The 17,548-nt window shown below is 58.9% G+C and carries 14 protein-coding genes; 7 read left to right on the forward strand and 7 right to left on the reverse strand.

The features are described 5' to 3' along the window. The first annotated feature begins 56 nt into the window (after positions 1-56). From QAO71_RS07420 to QAO71_RS07435, 4 genes are all read left to right on the forward strand, one after another. Positions 57-533, forward strand: coding sequence for an AAC(3)-I family aminoglycoside N-acetyltransferase (locus QAO71_RS07420; protein WP_036992297.1), 477 nt, complete (start codon positions 57-59; stop codon positions 531-533). A 684-nt stretch (positions 534-1,217) separates the two neighbouring features. Further along, positions 1,218-1,808: a GNAT family N-acetyltransferase gene (locus QAO71_RS07425; RefSeq protein WP_136869889.1), complete on the forward strand. Its 591-nt coding sequence runs from the start codon at positions 1,218-1,220 to the stop codon at positions 1,806-1,808. Between the two features lie 18 nt (positions 1,809-1,826). Continuing rightward, positions 1,827-2,360, forward strand: coding sequence for an AAA family ATPase (locus QAO71_RS07430; RefSeq protein ID WP_280165586.1), 534 nt, complete (start codon positions 1,827-1,829; stop codon positions 2,358-2,360). Positions 2,361-2,482: 122 nt separating this feature from the next. Next, complete coding sequence (locus tag QAO71_RS07435; protein WP_280165587.1) at positions 2,483-3,334, forward strand: PhzF family phenazine biosynthesis protein; 852 nt, start codon at positions 2,483-2,485, stop codon at positions 3,332-3,334. A 245-nt stretch (positions 3,335-3,579) separates the two neighbouring features. On the opposite strand, the gene QAO71_RS07440 is transcribed toward QAO71_RS07435, so the two are convergent. From QAO71_RS07440 to metH, 5 genes are all read right to left on the reverse strand, one after another. Further along, positions 3,580-4,074 (reverse strand): DUF934 domain-containing protein, encoded by a 495-nt coding sequence (locus QAO71_RS07440; RefSeq protein ID WP_280165588.1) that lies wholly within the window; start codon positions 4,072-4,074, stop codon positions 3,580-3,582. Continuing rightward, positions 4,058-5,716 (reverse strand): nitrite/sulfite reductase, encoded by a 1,659-nt coding sequence (locus QAO71_RS07445; RefSeq protein ID WP_280165589.1) that lies wholly within the window; start codon positions 5,714-5,716, stop codon positions 4,058-4,060. The genes QAO71_RS07440 and QAO71_RS07445 overlap by 17 nt, the downstream gene beginning before the upstream one ends. A gap of 363 nt (positions 5,717-6,079) precedes the next feature. After that, positions 6,080-6,313: a DUF2970 domain-containing protein gene (locus QAO71_RS07450; protein ID WP_036992292.1), complete on the reverse strand. Its 234-nt coding sequence runs from the start codon at positions 6,311-6,313 to the stop codon at positions 6,080-6,082. A gap of 19 nt (positions 6,314-6,332) precedes the next feature. Then, complete coding sequence (locus QAO71_RS07455; protein ID WP_235833949.1) at positions 6,333-7,682, reverse strand: MATE family efflux transporter; 1,350 nt, start codon at positions 7,680-7,682, stop codon at positions 6,333-6,335. Between the two features lie 2 nt (positions 7,683-7,684). Further along, entirely contained in the window at positions 7,685-11,377 is a 3,693-nt protein-coding gene (metH, locus tag QAO71_RS07460) for a methionine synthase (protein WP_036992290.1), read from the reverse strand. Between the two features lie 250 nt (positions 11,378-11,627). On the opposite strand from metH, the gene nfuA reads away from it, so the two are divergent. Further along, entirely contained in the window at positions 11,628-12,212 is a 585-nt protein-coding gene (gene nfuA / locus QAO71_RS07465; RefSeq protein ID WP_036992289.1) for a Fe-S biogenesis protein NfuA, read from the forward strand. Between the two features lie 66 nt (positions 12,213-12,278). Here nfuA and QAO71_RS07470 read toward each other — a convergent pair whose 3' ends face one another. Next, entirely contained in the window at positions 12,279-14,225 is a 1,947-nt protein-coding gene (locus tag QAO71_RS07470) for a transglycosylase SLT domain-containing protein (RefSeq protein WP_074779819.1), read from the reverse strand. Between the two features lie 173 nt (positions 14,226-14,398). On the opposite strand from QAO71_RS07470, the gene QAO71_RS07475 reads away from it, so the two are divergent. Further along, on the forward strand, positions 14,399-16,318 hold the full coding sequence (locus tag QAO71_RS07475) for an ATP-binding cassette domain-containing protein (protein ID WP_036992288.1): 1,920 nt from the start codon (positions 14,399-14,401) through the stop codon (positions 16,316-16,318). Positions 16,319-16,378: 60 nt separating this feature from the next. Here QAO71_RS07475 and QAO71_RS07480 read toward each other — a convergent pair whose 3' ends face one another. Beyond that, entirely contained in the window at positions 16,379-16,822 is a 444-nt protein-coding gene (locus QAO71_RS07480; protein ID WP_036992287.1) for a universal stress protein, read from the reverse strand. Between the two features lie 115 nt (positions 16,823-16,937). Here QAO71_RS07480 and QAO71_RS07485 point away from each other — a divergent pair, with 115 nt between their 5' ends. Beyond that, positions 16,938-17,384 carry a hypothetical protein gene (locus QAO71_RS07485; protein ID WP_036992286.1) on the forward strand — a complete coding sequence of 149 codons (447 nt, stop codon included), beginning with the start codon at positions 16,938-16,940 and terminating at the stop codon, positions 17,382-17,384. Positions 17,385-17,548 lie beyond the last annotated feature (164 nt).

Genomic DNA, 17,548 nt, shown 5'->3' on the forward strand with positions numbered 1-17,548 from the left:
CGCATTCACCGTAACGCGTGGGGTCTGATCACTGTTATGCAGCTTAGGAGTTGTCGATGCCAGTAGAAATTCGCCAACTTGCGCCGAATGACGTCGGCCTGATGGTGGCCTTGTCGACATGCTTCGGCGAAGCATTCAAAGACATTCCCACCTATACTAAAAAGCGCCCAAGTGCAGACTATCTGAAAGGTTTGCTCAGCGGTGATTCCTTTCTGGCGCTGGTAGCGCTAGAAGGCACAGATGTTGTCGGTGGACTTGCAGCATACGAACTGAAAAAGTTCGAGCAAGAGCGCAGTGAGATCTATATATACGACCTTGCCGTATCATCGGGGCACCGGAGAAAGGGAATAGCTACGGCTTTGATTGAGACGCTAAGAGTGCTGGCGGCTGATCGAGGCGCCTATGTAATTTTCGTTCAGGCTGATACCGGCGTTGAAGACGAGCCGGCAATCGCGCTATACACCAAGCTTGGGCTGCGGGAAGAAGTTCTACACTTTGATATTTCAGTCGAGTCCGGCGATGGAACTGCATAACAAAGCGCATCAATTCACTCCTGTTGGCGCCGGATGTCAGCTTCGCCGCCGCCGTTGTACGTGGCGTTAGCGGCCGGCGCTCCTACGTCGCAATGAATGAGGTTTTGAGCTTGTCAGACCAGAGTATCAATGACTTCTTTCAGGGTAGAAGTGTCTCAAAGCGGCTCTTCAACGCTATTTCGCGCGAGGTGGATCAGCTGGGAGATGCAACGGTTCGAGTCTCAAAAAGCCAGATTGCATTTCGTAGAAAGAGAAATTTTGCGTTGGTATGGATTCCAGGGCAGTACCTCAAGAGTCCCTTTACCGCGCCACTCGTTCTTACGCTATCCTTCTCGCATCCGGATAGCTCCTCGCGTTGGAAGGAGGTCACAGCGGTTGGGCCGAAGCGCTTTACACATCACTTGGAGTTGTACCGAGAAAATGAAATCGACGAGCAAGTCCGCCGTTGGTTGCGGAATGCTTGGGAAAGCGCCGTGTAGTTTCTAGTTTGAAGCGAAATAGGAGTATCCGCTCATTGTCCAAGTTGAAGTGCAACAGGAGTATTCACCCTAACAAGGCGTTCCAAAGGCACGCAATCGCCGTGTCACACCTTTTGCAAAGAACGCAAAAGCGGCGCCACGGTAACCGCTTTTCCGCCGCGCTGCGGGACATGTGCCAAGCGTTATGCGCAGAATGGAGGAATGAATGTCCCAGAAATTGTTTTTCCCTGTTATTGAAACCAAGCGATTAATACTTAAGCCTTTGATAATTGATGACTCGGAGAGCCTGCTGAAGATTTTCTCTGACCCTGAGGTTATGCGGTATTGGAATACTGCGGCTTGGGCAGAAATCAAGGACTCTCTTGGCTTCATCAATGAGAGCAACGACTCAATGCAGCGTCAAGAAGCGCTTATACTTGGCGTGTATCTGAAGTCTACGGGTGAGTTGGTTGGCAAATGCATGTTGTTCAGCTACGACAAAGAATCAAAACGTGCCGAGATCGGTTTTGGTTTGGGTCGTTCTTGTTGGGGACAGGGTTACATTAGTGAGGCAGGAGAAGCGTTAGTACAGTATGGGTTCAACTCATTAGGTCTTCGGCGAATTGAAGCAGAGATCGATCCAGACAACCTGTCTTCCGCGAAAGCGCTAGAAAAGCTCGGTTTTTCCCGAGAAGGTCTACTAAGACAGCGTTGGGAGGTCAATGGAGTCGTCTCTGATTCGGCGATGTATGGGCGACTGGTAAGTGACCATTCAACACAGCATCACCAAACAACGCATGCGACAAGCACGCGATAGCAGCGGCGTTAGGGTGAAATGAACCATCGATTCGTAATCACCGGCGGTCCCGGTGGTGGCAAAACCACGACGCTGAGTGCGTTGGCGGAGCGTGGGTATCACGTCGTGCCGGAGTCGGCCCGTAGGATAATCAAGGAACGGTTGGCGGCAGGGTTAACACCTCGGCCAGATCCGGACTCTTTCGCCCAGGAGATCCTGTGTTCGGATATTGAGAAGTATCGGGAAGCAGGTGCCTACGACCATACCGTGTTCTTTGATCGTGGGGTGCTAGACGCGCTGTACATGCTTGATGCGGAAAGCGCGTTAACGCGTCATGAAATTTCGCATTACGTTCAGCAGTTTCCATATAACGGCGTTGTGTTTTTGCTTCCTCCATGGAAAGAAATCTACGCTACAGACTCAGAGCGCGACCAAGACTTTGAGGAGTCCGTAAGGGTTTTTGAAGGTATGAGAAAGTGGTATTCGGAATGGGATTACGAGACGGTAGAAGTCCCACGCGGCAAAATTGATGAGCGTGTATCGTTCATCCTGCAGTGTGTAAATAAGCTCTAGCCAGGCGCTGTTGTCGTGTCTCGGCGGGCTGCTTATCTCAAACGTTGTATCCGTGTAAGCGGAGGGCATGCGCCTTGATTTAACATGGGATCAAGGTTTCAGGAATCAAGAGAAATTGACTGATGAAACGACGCTTTCAACAAGTCGATGTCTTCGGGGCAAAGCCGTTTCTTGGAAATCCACTTGCTGTTGTGCTGGATGCCGAAGGGCTATCCACCGAGGAGATGCAGCGTATTACGCGCTGGATGAACCTGTCTGAGACGGCGTTTATATTGCCGCCTCGTGATGCGTCGGCCGACTATCGGGTTCGCATCTTTACATTGACGCACGAGTTGCCATTCGCGGGGCATCCGACGCTTGGTAGCTGTCACGCTTGGCTCAGTTCCGGAATCCAGCCGAAGCAGCAGGATCTGATTGTTCAGGAATGCGGAGCCGGCCTGGTATCGATCAAACGGGCCGCCGAAGGACTGGCTTTTGCTGCACCACCGCTTTTGCGTTCGGGACAGGTCGATGCTGCCTATACAGAACAGCTGGCTGCTGTCTTGGGTATTGATCGCAGCCAGATTGTCGATACCGCGTGGGCTGACAACGGGCCAGGGTGGGTTGGGCTATTGCGTGAGGATGCGGCTACCGTTCTGGCCATCGAGGCGGATTTCAGCCGGTACTCCGGCAGCGAGAGTCTGGACATTGGCCTTGTCGGTTCTTATCCGCAGGGCTCGGAGTGTGCCTTCGAGGTGCGCGCACTTTTCAGGAACCAGCAGGGCGCCATGGTAGAAGATCCCGTGACGGGCAGTCTCAACGCCTCACTCGCTGAATGGCTCATCGCAACCGGGCGCGCGACTGCACCGTATGTTGTGAGTCAGGGAACACGGCTTGGTTGTGAAGGCCGACTTAATATCCAACAAAGCGCAGATGGTACGGTTTGGGTGGGAGGAGCCACTGTGACCTGCATTGCCGGTGAGATTCAGATATAGGTGAGCATCATCCGGGCGTTCCTGCCGAGTACTTCCAGGTCATTATCTTCGACGGCGCACTCCCTGTTGGAGAGGTTGCATACCATGCTTCGTTCGAGGCCGCGACGTAAGCTCAACCTTTTGAAATGCAGCAATGATGCTGGTATTTCGCTGGGGCGCTGGTCTCGTGAGGGGGCGGGTGTGATGTAGCTGTAATGGACAGCAAAAAAGAACCGGACGCTGATGCGTCCGGTTCTTTTATCTGATCAGCGTCGCCGAAACAATGGCAGCGGTTGGTCAGTAGCCGCCTGATAAACCTCGGAGAAGTCGTTCAGGCTGGCCAGTGCGGCATGCGGGTCATGGTCTTCACGCAGGGCGTAGGCGTCGAAGCCGCAGCGGCGCATGAAGAACAGCTGGTCACGCAGTACGTCACCAATAGCACGCAATTCGCCCTGGTAGCCGTGGCGGTCGCGCAGCAGCCGTGCATTGGAGTAGTTGCGGCCGTCACTGAAGACCGGGAAGTTCAGCGCGATAACCGCAAAGTGCTCCAGGTCATCAGCAATGCTTTCAGCTTCTTCATCGGCATCCAGCCACACACCCAGGCGGCCATCCCGTGCTTTCAGGGCATGGGCGTGTTCCAGCCACATGGCCAGCGGCACGATGATGTCGCCGGAGTTGGTCAGCTGTTCCAGGCTGGCATCCTTGGTCAGCATTTCCCAGGTGTCCGGAACGACTTGGTTGCCCTTAATTATCTGCTGCATACACGCGCTCCTTGAACGGGGCCATACCAATGCGCTCGTAGGTATCGATGAAGCGCTCCTCCGGGGTGCGGTTCTCGATATAGACGTCGATCAGCTTCTGCACCACAGTGGGCATCTGGGCTGCGGCGAAGGAGGGGCCGAGGATCTTGCCGATGGCCGCATCACGGCCGGACTTGCCACCCAGCGATACCTGGTAGAACTCCTCACCTTTCTTGTCCACACCGAGAATGCCGATATGGCCAACGTGGTGGTGGCCACAGGCGTTCATGCAGCCGGAAATGTTCAATTCCAGGTCACCGATGTCATACAGGTAGTCGAGATTGTCGAACTGGGCCTGGATGGACTCGGCAATTGGAATCGACTTGGCATTGGCCAGCGAGCAGAAGTCGCCGCCAGGGCAGCAGATCATGTCCGACAGCAGGCCGATGTTCGGCGTGGCGAAGCCCACGGCGCGGCACTTCTGCCACAGCTCGTACAGATCCTTCTGCGGCACGTAAGGCAGTACCAGATTCTGATAGTGAGTGGAGCGAATCTCCCCCTGGCTGTACTGCTCGGCCAGGTCGGCGGCGGCCTCAAGTTGCTCGGCGGTGATATCACCAGGCGCCACGGCATTGGGTTTCAGCGACAGGGTTACGGCGGCATAGCCGGCAGCACGGTGCGGATGCACATTGCGGCTGGCCCAATTGGCAAAGCCCTTGTCACTGTGGCGCTTGTCCAGGTAGCTGGCATCATCACCTGCGAAGCTTTCCAGCTGCGGGCTGACGAAGTATTTGCTTACCCGTTGCAGTTCGCTGTCAGTCACGGTGGCGGTGCCATCCTTGAGGTTCAACCACTCGGCTTCGACCTTCTCGGCGAAGACTTCGGGGGTGAGCGCCTTGACCAGAATCTTGATACGGGCCTTGAACTTGTTGTCCCGACGACCATAGCGGTTATAGACACGCAGGATAGCTTCCAGGTAGGTCAGCAGATGTTGCCAGGGCAGGTAGGCGCGAATCTCGGCGCCGACCATTGGCGTACGCCCCAGGCCGCCGCCAACCAGCACCTGAAAGCCCAGCTCACCAGCCTCGTTGCGTACGGCGTTCAGGCCGATATCATGTACGCCGATAGCCGCGCGGTCTTCTTTCGCGCCGTTGATGGCGATCTTGAACTTGCGCGGCAGGAAGGCGAACTCGGGGTGGAAAGTCGACCACTGGCGGACGATCTCGCACCAGGGGCGCGGGTCGATCAGCTCGTCTGCGGCGACACCGGCAAACTGGTCGGTGGTGGTGTTACGTATACAGTTGCCGCTGGTCTGGATGGCGTGCATCTGTACCGATGCCAGCTCCTGGAGAATGTCCGGTACTTCTTCCAGGTTTGGCCAGTTCAGCTGAATATTCTGGCGCGTGGTGACGTGCGCATAACCCTTGTCATAGCGACGGGTGATGTATGCCAGTTTGCGCAGGCGCTCGGATGACAGGACCCCATAGGGCACCGCGATGCGCAGCATCGGAGCGTAACGCTGGATGTACAAGCCGTTCTGCAGGCGCAGGGGCAGGAATTCCGCTTCGGAGAACTCGCCAGCGAGGTAGCGGCGTACCTGATCGCGGAACTGCTTGGCGCGGTCCTCGACGATGCGTTGATCATACTCGTCGTAAATATACATTCTGACAACCTGTTGTAGGGCACTCTGTTGCCCGTGACTACGGAAGCACAACCCGGCATGGCCCAGGAAGCGCGGAGACGATATCAGTTTTTCTTTATGCTTAAAAGGAATGTTTATTTATATGCTTAGATCGAATAACGGAGTCCAATCCCGCTGTTACTTGTGCATTTGCGCGGGGTGGGCTTAACTGTACCGGCAGAACATTCCCATTTCAAAAACAAGAGGAATACCCGTATGGACGACCATGAAACCCACACCGGCGGTGACGAAAACAGTGGCCTCGATGCCTTTGCGGCAGTGGCGCTGATCCTGATCGCTGTGGCGACTGCGGTGTTCTGGGTCAGCCAACACTAGGCTGCCCTGTCACGAGCCGGCGATACGGGTCACCAGCATCACGATACCCACCAGCGCCAGGATGAACACCAGCATGAAGCCAAGCCCGAAGAAGATGAAGTGGCTTGGCTTGCCGTGGCTGAAGTCCCGCTCCCTGGCCTTGTTACTCTGAACCCCGAGGGCACCGAACAGGATGGTGCTGATCATGTCCCGCCGGCGCATCCGTGGCGGGGCGTTCCTGTCATCATTCTTTTTATCGGTCATCGCTGTCTCGCCTGTTGGATCAGATCCGGATATCAGCCCAGTGTTTGCGTTGCCACATTATGGCAAAGATAACAGAAGTCATGACCCTATACAGGCTCTGCAACAACCACACCGCGAGTAATCCACCGCCAAGAATGGGGCCGGCGAGGTAGGCGCAGGGCAGGAATATCAACCATTGGCTGCCGAGGTTCACGCTCATCACCGTCCGGCTGGCACCGGCCCCCAGTAGCGCCTGGGTCAACACCAGGGCGACGGCGTCCAGGGTCATGCCCAGTCCGGTAATGCGTAATGGCCAGGTGCCCAGGGCGATCAATTCCGGGTCTCGAGTAAATGCCTGCAGTATCAGTTCAGGCACCAACCAGAAGGGCAGGCCCATGATGAACAGCGTGATTACCGCCACTCGCACCACATCCCAACCCCAGCGGTAGGCTTCCTCTGGGCGCTGCTCGCCGAGGCTGTGACTGACCAGCGTGGTGGCCGCCATACCCAGGCCGACGCCGGGCAGGATCAACAGCAGCGCCAGGTTGACCAGCACATGGCCGATGGCAAGTTCTGCGGTACCGATCTGGCCAATGATCCAGAACAGGGCCGTGACGCCGGTGGCGAAGAAGAACTGCTGCAGGGAATTGGGCAGGGACAGGCGCAGCATGAAGCGAATGTCCGTCAGGCTCGGCAGGCTGCGCATGAAGCCATGGCGGCGGCCGGTGTGCCAGGTCAGCAGGAAGTACATCCCGGTGCCCAGGAACATGGCGATGGTGGTGCCCAGGCCAGAACCGGCAGCGCCCATTTCCGGCAGGCCGAAATGACCGAAGATCAACCCATAACTGATGACCACGTTGAACAGGTGCATGACGACCAGGATCTGCAGATAGCGCCCGGTCTGGCGGATACCATTCCAATAGCCGCGATAGGCGAAGTTGCAGCCCACGGCGATGACCGCCAGGGTGCGCCACTGGAAATACTCGCTGCCGATGGCGATGACATCTGCGTCCTTGCTGAGCAGAGCGATGATCTGCTCAGCATTGAACCAGCACAACAGCATCAGTGGCAGGGATAGCAGGGCGGCGATGAACAGCCCATGATTGAGTGGTGCGGCGATCGCTTCGTTGCGGCCTTCACCGCGTCGACGGGCCACGGTGGCCTGAACTCCCACGCCAAGCCCCATGACCAGTGCGATGATCATGAAATTGGCGTAGCCGCCCAGTCCGACACCCGCCAGCGCCGCTTCACCCAGGGAGCCGACCATGGCGGCATCCACCAGATTCAGCACACTCTGGCTGAGCATGCCGCCCACGATTGGCAAGCCCAGCAGAGTAATATTCTTGAAACGGTCCCGGCTGGGCAGTAGCTGGATTCGACGCTTACCCAATATCAGACGTCATAGCCGAGGTTCGGCATCAGCCAGCGCTCAGTGATGTCGAGGTCCTGCCCCTTGCGCTTGCTGTAGCTTTCCACCTGATCCTTGTCGATCTTGCCAACGGCGAAGTACTGCGCCTTGGGATGGGCGAAGTACCAGCCGCTGACCGCTGCGGTCGGGAACATGGCGTAGTGCTCGGTGAGCGTTACGCCGCTGTTGTTCTCGGGGTCGAGGAGTTCGAACAGCGTGCCTTTTTCGGTGTGATCCGGGCAGGCAGGATAGCCGGGGGCAGGGCGGATGCCCTTGTATTGCTCCTTGATCAGTTCTTCGTTGCTCAGATTCTCTTCCGGGTCATAGCCCCAGTACTCGCGGCGCACCCGCTGGTGCAGCCATTCTGCGCAGGCTTCGGCCAGACGGTCGGCCAGCGCCTTGACCATGATCGAGTTGTAATCGTCGCCGGCCTCTTGGTAAGCCTTGGCCACTTCCTCGGCGCCGATGCCGGCGGTAGTGATGAAGCCGCCGACATAATCGGTGACGCCGCTGTCCTTCGGCGCGACGAAATCGGCCAGGCAGAAGTTCGGCTTGCCGTCGGTCTTGACTGTCTGCTGGCGCAGGTGGAACAGCCGACTGATCGGCTGGCCCTGTTCGTCATACAGTTCGATATCGTCATGGTCGATCTGGTTGGCCGGCCAGAAGCCGAACACCGCCTTGGCGCGGATCAGCTTCTCGTCGATCAGCTTGCGCAGGATGGCCTGGGCGTCGTTGAACAGCGAGGTGGCTGCTTCACCGACGACCTCATCCTCGAGAATGCGCGGGTATTTGCCTGCCAGGTTCCAGGAGATGAAGAAGGGCGTCCAGTCGATGTACTGCTCCAGCACCCGCAGATCGATGTCTTCCAGCACCTTGCGGCCAAGGAAACTTGGCTGTACCGGCGCATGCTCCGTCCAGTCGAACTGCGGAGCAGCGGCCAGGGCCTTCTCGTAGCTCAGACGCTCGGTACGCGCTGCGCGGTTGGCGGTACGTTCGCGGATCATCGCGTACTCGTCGCGGGTCTTCTGCGCGTAGTCCGGCTTCAGCTCCTTGGATAGCAGAGTGGTCGCCACGCCCACCGCACGGGAGGCGTCGGTGACATAGACCACCGCATCGTTCTTGTAATGCGGGTCGATCTTCACTGCGGTGTGCGCCTTGGAGGTGGTGGCGCCGCCGATCATCAGTGGCAGGTGGAAATCCTGGCGCTGCATTTCCCGGGCGACATGGACCATCTCGTCCAGCGAGGGGGTGATCAGGCCGGACAGGCCGATGATGTCGCACTTCTCTTCAATGGCGGTCTTGAGGATCTTGTCCGCGGGTACCATCACGCCCAGGTCGACGATGTCGTAGCCGTTACAGCCGAGCACGACGGCAACGATGTTCTTGCCGATATCGTGTACGTCACCTTTTACCGTGGCCATGAGAATCTTGCCCTTGGCCTCGGGCTTGTCGCCTTTCTCCTCTTCGATGAAGGGGATCAGGTGCGCTACGGCCTGCTTCATCACCCGGGCGGATTTGACCACCTGGGGCAGGAACATCTTGCCCGAGCCGAACAGGTCGCCGACCACGTTCATGCCGGACATCAGCGGGCCTTCGATGACCTCAATCGGTCGCGTGGCTTGCTGGCGGGCTTCTTCGGTATCCTCGACGATGAAGGCGGTGATGCCTTTGACCAGCGCATGCTCCAGCCGCTTGTCCACCGGCAGGCTGCGCCATTCCTCGTTCTCGACCTCTTTCACCGTGCCGTCGCCGCGATAGTCCTCCGCGATGTTCAGCAGGGCCTCGGTGGCGCCGGGGTGGCGGTTGAGGATCACATCCTCGACCTTGTTACGCAGGTCCAGCGGAATCTGATCATAGATTTCCAGCTGGCCGGCGTTGACGATCCCCATGGTCAGGCCGTTCTGGATGGCGTAGTACAGGAATACCGAGTGGATCGCCTCGCGCACCGGATTGTTACCGCGGAACGAGAAGGACACGTTGGACACGCCACCGGAGGTCAACGCATGGGGCAGGTGGTCGCGGATGTAGGCGCAGGCCTCGATAAAGTCCACCGCGTAGTTGTTGTGCTCCTCGATACCCGTGGCCACGGCGAAGATGTTCGGATCGAAAATGATATCTTCTGGCGGAAAGCCGACTTCGTTGACGAGTATGTCGTAGGAGCGCTTGCAGATTTCCTGTTTGCGTGCTGCGGTATCGGCCTGGCCAGCTTCGTCAAAGGCCATCACCACCACAGCGGCGCCATAGCGTTTGCACAGGCGCGCGTGTTCACGGAACTGCTCTTCGCCTTCCTTCATGGAGATGGAGTTGACGATGCCCTTGCCCTGGATGCACTTGAGGCCAGCTTCGATGATGTCCCACTTGGAGGAGTCGAGCATGATCGGCACCCGGGAGATGTCCGGCTCGCCTGCGATCAGATTGAGGAAGGTCACCATGGCCTTCTTCGAATCCAGCATGCCCTCGTCCATATTGATGTCGATGACCTGGGCGCCGGCTTCCACCTGCTGCAGCGCGACTTCCAGCGCTTCGGTGTAATTGTCCTCGCGGATCAACCGGGCGAACTTGGCGCTGCCGGTGATATTGGTGCGCTCACCGACGTTGACGAACAATGAGCTGCGATCGATCGTGAAGGGCTCCAGGCCCGACAGGCGGCAAGCCTTTGGGATATCCGGGATCTGCCGACGGGCGATATGCTTGACCGCTTCGGCGATGGCGCGGATATGTTCGGGTGTGGTGCCGCAGCAGCCGCCGACGATGTTGACGAAGCCGGACTCGGCAAACTCGGCCACCAGCTCGGCGGTCTGTGCGGCGGTTTCGTCGTATTCCCCGAAGGCGTTGGGCAGGCCGGCGTTGGGGTGCGCGGAGACGTAGGTGTCAGCCTTGGCGGACAGCTCTTCCAGGTAGGGGCGCAGTTCTTTTGCGCCCAGCGCACAGTTCAGGCCGATGGAGATCGGCTTGGCGTGGCGCACCGAGTTCCAGAAGGCTTCAGTGGTCTGGCCGGAGAGCGTGCGGCCGGAAGCATCGGTAATGGTGCCGGAGATCATGATCGGCAGCTCCACACCCAGCTCCTCGAATACGCCTTGCACGGCGAAGATAGCCGCCTTGGCGTTGAGCGTGTCGAAGATGGTCTCGATCATGATCAGATCAGCGCCGCCTTCGATCAGGCCACGAGTAGCCTCGCTGTAGTTTTCCACCAGCGCATCGAAAGTGATATTGCGGTAACCCGGGTTGTTGACGTCAGGTGACAGGGAGCAGGTGCGGCTGGTTGGCCCCAGTACGCCGGCAACGAAGCGCGGCTTGTCCGGGGTCTCAGCGGTCTTCTCATCACAAACCCGGCGGGCAATTCGAGCGCCTTCCAGGTTCAACTCGTAGGCGAGCTCTTCCATGCCGTAGTCGGCCTGGGAAACCCGGGTGGAGTTGAAGGTGTTGGTTTCGATGATGTCCGAGCCGGCGTCCAGATAGGCGCGCTCGATATCGGCAATCACATCCGGGCGCGACAGGATCAGCAGGTCGTTATTGCCTTTCAGATCCCGATGCCAATCGGCGAAGCGTTCACCACGAAAATCGGCTTCTTCGAGTTTGAAGCTCTGAATCATGGTGCCCATACCACCGTCGAGAATCAGAATGCGCTGGCGCAAAGCATCATTCAGAGCGGCCAGGCGGGTGGTCAGGTCAGACATGAAGACTCCGGAACAGGGTAGATAAAGCCAACCAGTCTACCAGAAGGTCGCGGAGCACTGAATGAAAGGAACTCAAGGGCATCTTTCATTTGATTCAAGCAGATAGTCATATCCGGGCTGGCACTGAGCAGCGCCCGACTGCCTGGATGGGGGCTTTGTGAATAATAACCAAGTAAAACAGTGGGACTTTATTCGCGGCCGGGTATCCCGTACACTATGTCGCATCAAGTCATCGAACACGAGGCATTTCATGGCAGGCATTCACCTTACCGAGGCTGCCCAGAGCTATCTGGCGGAGTTGTTATCCAAGCAGGACACCGATGGCATCGGTATTCGGGTATTCATCACCCAGCCCGGTACGCCTTACGCGGAGACCTGCATTGCCTATTGCAAGCCTGGTGAAGAAAAGCCCGAAGATACCGTGATCGCCCTGGAGGCTTTCCGCGTCTGGGTTGATGCTACCAGCGAGCCTTTCCTGGAAGACGCAGTTGTTGATTATTCCACTGATCGCATGGGCGGCCAACTGACCATCAAGGCGCCCAACGCCAAGGTGCCCATGGTCAATGATGACAGCCCGCTGAATGACCGCATCAATTACCTGCTGCAGACCGAGATCAACCCCGGCCTGGCCAGCCACGGCGGTGAAATCAAGCTGATCGATGTGGTTGAGGGTGGTATCGCTGTGCTGCAGTTTGGCGGTGGTTGCCAAGGGTGTGGCATGGTCGACGTGACATTGAAAGAAGGTGTCGAGAAGACTCTGGTCGCGCGGATTCCCGAGCTCAACGGGGTACGTGATGTGACCGACCACTCGGTCAAGGAAAACGCCTACTACTAAGTAGCAGCGTGTATCGGGGTGTAGCACAGATGGGCTACACCCCGGCTTATCGACTTATCTATTACGCTATTCCACGTAGCGTTCGTGCTGCTCCATCACCGCCTGTTTTATTCCCAGTTTCTCGCCGTAGATCACCCCATAGGTCAACACGCTCTGCACATAGTTGCGGGTCTCGTCGAAGGGGATGGTCTCGATCCAGATATCCGAAGGCAAGGCCGGCATGTCGCGGGTCCATTGGCGTACGCGTCCGGGGCCGGCGTTGTAGGCGGCCGAGGCGAGCACCCGGTTGCCTTCGAACAGATTGTATAGCTGGGACAGGTAAGCGGTACCCAGGGCAATATTGCGTTCGGGCAGCAGCACATCATTGGTATTACCCAGCGGAATGCCATAACGCTGAGCGGTTTCCCGGGCAGTGGCCGGCATCAGCTGCATCAGTCCCAGGGCGCCGGCATGGGAGCGGGCGTCGGTCATGAAGCCGCTTTCCTGGCGGGTAATGGCATATACCCAACTCGAATTGAGCTGGCGTAACCGCGCCTGTTCGATAATGGGATCGCGATAGGCCAGCGGAAAGCGGATCTCCAGATCGTCCCAGTGCTGCGCCTTGCTGATGCCGCGAATCGCCGGGAAGTACCAATCCATCTGACGTGCCAGCGCCGCCTGGGCGATCAGTTCCTCGCGGCTGAACAGGCGCTCGGCGTGGTACCACTCGCGGCGGGCATTCACATACTCGCCACGGGCGAAAAACTCCCGGGCGCGAATAATGCCGGCAGTATCCTGAACCCGAGCGGCAGCGCGCGGCTCGATGGGCACCGGCTGGTGATTGGTGGCGTAGGGCTGACGGCTACGCTCGGCTGCCAGAAAACCGTAGAAATCCCTTTCCCCTGCCAGTTGCGCATAGTCGCTCAGCAGGTCGCCGGTATCCGAGTCGGCCAATTGAGCACTGCGCAGTTGCCAGTAACGCCAGCGGCTGTGCTGCTGCAGATGGTCGGGCATACTGCGCGTCAGATCCTGCACGGCGTTCCAACGGCCGGTGCGCAGGGCGAGCCGGGCGCGCCATTCGGTGATGGTGTCGTCCTTCATCTGCGGATCGTTGGCGGCCATGAAGGGGAGCGCTTCCGGCTGATGCCGGCGTGCGAGCCGCACCCCGATGTCCCGGGTCAGCGCCAGGCGTTGTTCTTCGGTGAACGGCAACTGCTGATAGTGCGGCCACAGGGCGAGGGCTGCGTCAGGGGCATCCCGGCCGAGGCGACGCAGGGCGACGGTAACCATCTCGGTCAGCTTGTCCAGCGGCTGGCTGGCGCTCGGTTGGTAGCGGCTGAATTGATTGAGCAGCTTGGGGTCGCTGGCAGTGGCGACGAAGCGTTCTGCCAGTGCGGTCTGGCTCGGCATATATCGCGTCAGATACTTGGCCAGGCCGTCCTGGCGATACAGCAGGGCTTCGCGTATGCGCTCCCAGGCGATATCCTCGGTCAGGCCACCTGCAGTCATCCAGCGTTGGAACAGCGGATCGCAGGCATTCGGCTGGGACTGGCCCACGGTCCAGAGTTCGCGGGTACGCTGCATGGCCTGCTCGGTACGGCCCTCACGCCACATCTGCATGACCAGCGGGCACTCCAGCTCGGCGGTGAGCGAGTCGGCATCCACATGCCGACGCAGCCGCTCCCAATCCTGCTCTTTGGCCAGACGCTGGAGCCAGTTCTGTTTCAAGCCGCGGGCGACAGGGAGGTCGCCATGGGCGGTGAGGAACTGCTCGATCTCCTGATGCGGCGCGTGGTCGAGGCGCTTGCGCAGGGATTCCAGCAGCAAGTAGGGATAGAGGGGGTAATCGCTCAGGTTTGCTTTCAGGCGTTGAAACTGCGCGTGATCGCCCCGCGCCAGAGCGCTCTGGGCTTGATCGTACTGGAGCCGCTGGTCGCTGAGGCGATCGGCCTGCACCGGCAGGCCGGCCAGCATGAGCAAGCTGCACAGCAGGCCGGTGGATCTGACAAAATGTTTTTTCACGATATGACGCATTGACCATCCTGCCCGGGTGGGCGCAAGGCTCTGTTTTCGAAGGTGCCCGTCGTGGGCTGGTGCTCTCCAGCTTAGCCGTTTGCCGAGAGGCTTCAAAGCTATGAGCGGCAATAAACATGCAGCTGTGGTCGGCGGCAGGTAGAATGCCGGCCTGATTGCTCAAAAGGTGTTATATGGCGCTGCTTTCCTTTACCGATGTTTCCCTGGCCTACGGTCTGAATCCGTTGCTCCACAAGGTCAGCTTCCAACTCGATCGTGGTGAACGGGTTTGCCTGATCGGCCGTAACGGGGCTGGCAAGTCCAGCCTGTTCCGGTTGGTTACCGGCGAACAGCCGGCGGATGAGGGCGAGCTGTGGTTCGCGCCGGGGCTGAAAATCGGCCAGCTGCCTCAGGAATTGCCCGAAGCGGGGCAGATGAAGGTATATGACGTTGTGGCTGCTGGCCTCGAAGGCGTCGGCGAGCTGCTGGCCGAGTATCACCGCCTGGTACATGGCGAGATGGGCGAGGCGGAATTGGCGCAGCTGGAGAAAGTGCAGGGTCAACTCGAGTCGAAGGATGGCTGGCGCCTGAATCAACTGGTTGAAACCACCCTGACGCGCCTGGGCCTGCCGGCGGAAAAGACCATGGCCGAGCTGTCCGGCGGCTGGCGTCGCCGGGTGCTGCTGGCTCAGGCGCTGGTCGGTGAGCCGGATGTACTGCTGCTCGATGAGCCGACCAACCATCTGGATATCCACACCATTGCCTGGCTGGAACAGGTACTGCTGGAATTTCGCGGTGCAGTGCTGTTCATCACCCACGACCGTCAGTTCCTGCAGGCGCTGGCCACGCGCATTCTGGAGCTGGATCGCGGCCAGTTGATCGATTGGCAGGGCGACTACCGCAGCTTTCTCGAACACAAGGAGCAGCAACTGGCCGCCGAAGCCACGGCCAATGCGCTGTTCGATAAGAAGCTGGCGCAGGAAGAAGTATGGATCCGCCAGGGCATCAAGGCCCGGCGGACCCGTAACGAAGGTCGCGTGCGGGCGCTCAAGGCCATGCGCGATGAGCGCGCTCGGCGCATCGAGCGTCAGGGCAAAGCCAGTTTCCAGATGGAAACGGCCGATGCCTCGGGCAAGCGCGTCATCGAGCTGGATCAGGTCAATTTCGCCTGGCCGGGTCAGCGCCCGCTGGTGCGCAACCTCAGTACCAATGTCATCCGTGGCGACCGTATCGGTCTGATCGGCAACAACGGCTCCGGCAAGAGTACCTTGCTGAAGTTGATGCTCGGCCAGCTCGAGCCCACCAGCGGCACTATCAAGCACGGTACCAAGCTGGAAGTGGCTTACTTCGATCAGTTGCGTGGCCAGCTGGATCTGGAAAAGACAGTGATCGACAACCTTTCAGAGGGGCGCGATTTCATCGAGATCAATGGCGAGCGCCGGCATGTGATCAGCTATCTGGGCGACTTCCTGTTCTCGCCCGAGCGTACGCGCACGCCGGTCAAGGCCCTGTCCGGTGGCGAGCGGGCGCGCTTGCTGCTGGCGCGGTTGTTCAGCAAACCGGCCAACGTGCTGGTACTGGACGAGCCGACCAACGACCTGGACGTGGAAACCCTCGAATTGCTGGAAGAAGTGCTGGCCGGTTTCGATGGCACCGTGCTGTTGGTCAGCCACGACCGGGCCTTCCTGGATAACGTGGTCACCAGCAGCCTGGTGTTTGAGGGCCACGGCAACGTTCGTGAGTATGTAGGTGGTTATGCGGACTGGTTGCGCCAGGGCGGCAAGGTCGAATTGCTGGCGGAGTGGGGCGACGATGTAAGCGAGTCGCCAGCTCCGACCGAGTCCGCGGTCGAGCCTGAACCGGCCAAGGCGCCAGCGGCAAAAACCAAGACCAAGCTGAGCTACAAGTTGCAGCGGGAACTGGATGCCTTGCCGGCGCTGCTGGAAAAGCTGGAGGCGGAACTGGAAGCCTTGCAGCAGCAGGTCAGCGATCCCGAGTTCTATCTGCAGGCCCACGAACAGACGGCGCCTGTACTCGCGGCTCTGGAGAGCAAACAGGGCGAGCTGGACCAGGCACTGGAGCGCTGGGCTGAGTTGGAGGATATGGAGGGTTAAGCCAGGGCGCCGTTCCTACGGGAATCGGCGCCCTTGTTATTTGTGCGAGGTGGCGGGGTGTCAGCTGGCTTCTTTCTTGTGCAGGCGCACAGCGATGACATCGCAGGGGGCGCCGTGCAGCAGGTCGTTGGCGGTGGAGCCGAGCAGCAGCGCCAGCCCGTGACGGCCATGGCTGCCGACCACGATCAGATCACAACCGTATTCAGTCGCCACGCGGTGGATTTCCTGACGGGGATGGCCGAAGGCGATCTGCAGCTGTTCGGTGGGCAGACCGAAATCGCCGGCAAACAGTTGCATGCGTTCGCGGGCCTGCTCGAACTGCTGTTGCTGCAACATGGACAGATCCATGGGAACGTCGCCGCCATAGGCCATGGCCAAGGGTTCAACGACGTGGACAATGGTCAGCTTGGCATCCAGTGCCTGGGCCAGTTGTCGGGCGTGATCCGCCACGGCGCGACATTCGTCGATCAGGTCAACCGCGACCAGCACATGTGAGTAGAGCATGCGGGTTCTCTCCTTGCTTTTCGCTGATCTTAGCAGTCTTTGGCTGGAGGTCTACAGTGAATGACTGAAGGCCGATCAAATACTTGATTCTTCACCCGAATGGGGAAAAAAACCGATGATCACCTGGGTAATAGTCGGCCTGGTAGCGGCAATCCTGATTTCCAATCTGGCGAAGCTGCTACCGCGTGGCCGTGAGCGTCATCTGCACCGGTTGCGCGAGCAGGCCAGACGCTGCGGCTTTGCCGTTGAGTGGCTGCGAGAGGCACAACGGGTGAACCAGCTGGAGGGTTGTATTGCCTACCGTATGCCCCTGGAGCGCGCGCCACTGGACCGAGAATTCAGTTGCCGCCGCGATGCCGACGGTAATTGGTCATGGCTGAACGGCTCGGCGGCAACGCCGGGGTGCCTGGAAGTGCTGGGCCAACTGCCACCGCAGGTTCGTGGTATTGATCGGCAAAGCCTGTCGGTAGTGGTGTACTGGCGAGAGCCGGATGATGCGGCGGTACTGAACCAGCTTGTCGCCGCGCTGGCGCCGCTGAAAGCGGAGGCTCGGGCAGCCTGAGCGCCATCGCTGATATCTGACGCCGGGCAGCTTGTCGCCGTTTTTTTGCTGTCATGCCAATGTGGCAGATTGACAATGGCGCGGTTTTCCATGAAGGTGTGCGTACCCGAATCAAACGAGCGTATGAATTTTGCCTGGTCAGGCATCATTCCAGTGTAGTCGGG

The organism is Halopseudomonas sp. SMJS2 (assembly GCF_029866945.1).
In the GTDB taxonomy this organism is placed as follows: Bacteria; Pseudomonadota; Gammaproteobacteria; order Pseudomonadales; family Pseudomonadaceae; genus Halopseudomonas; species Halopseudomonas bauzanensis.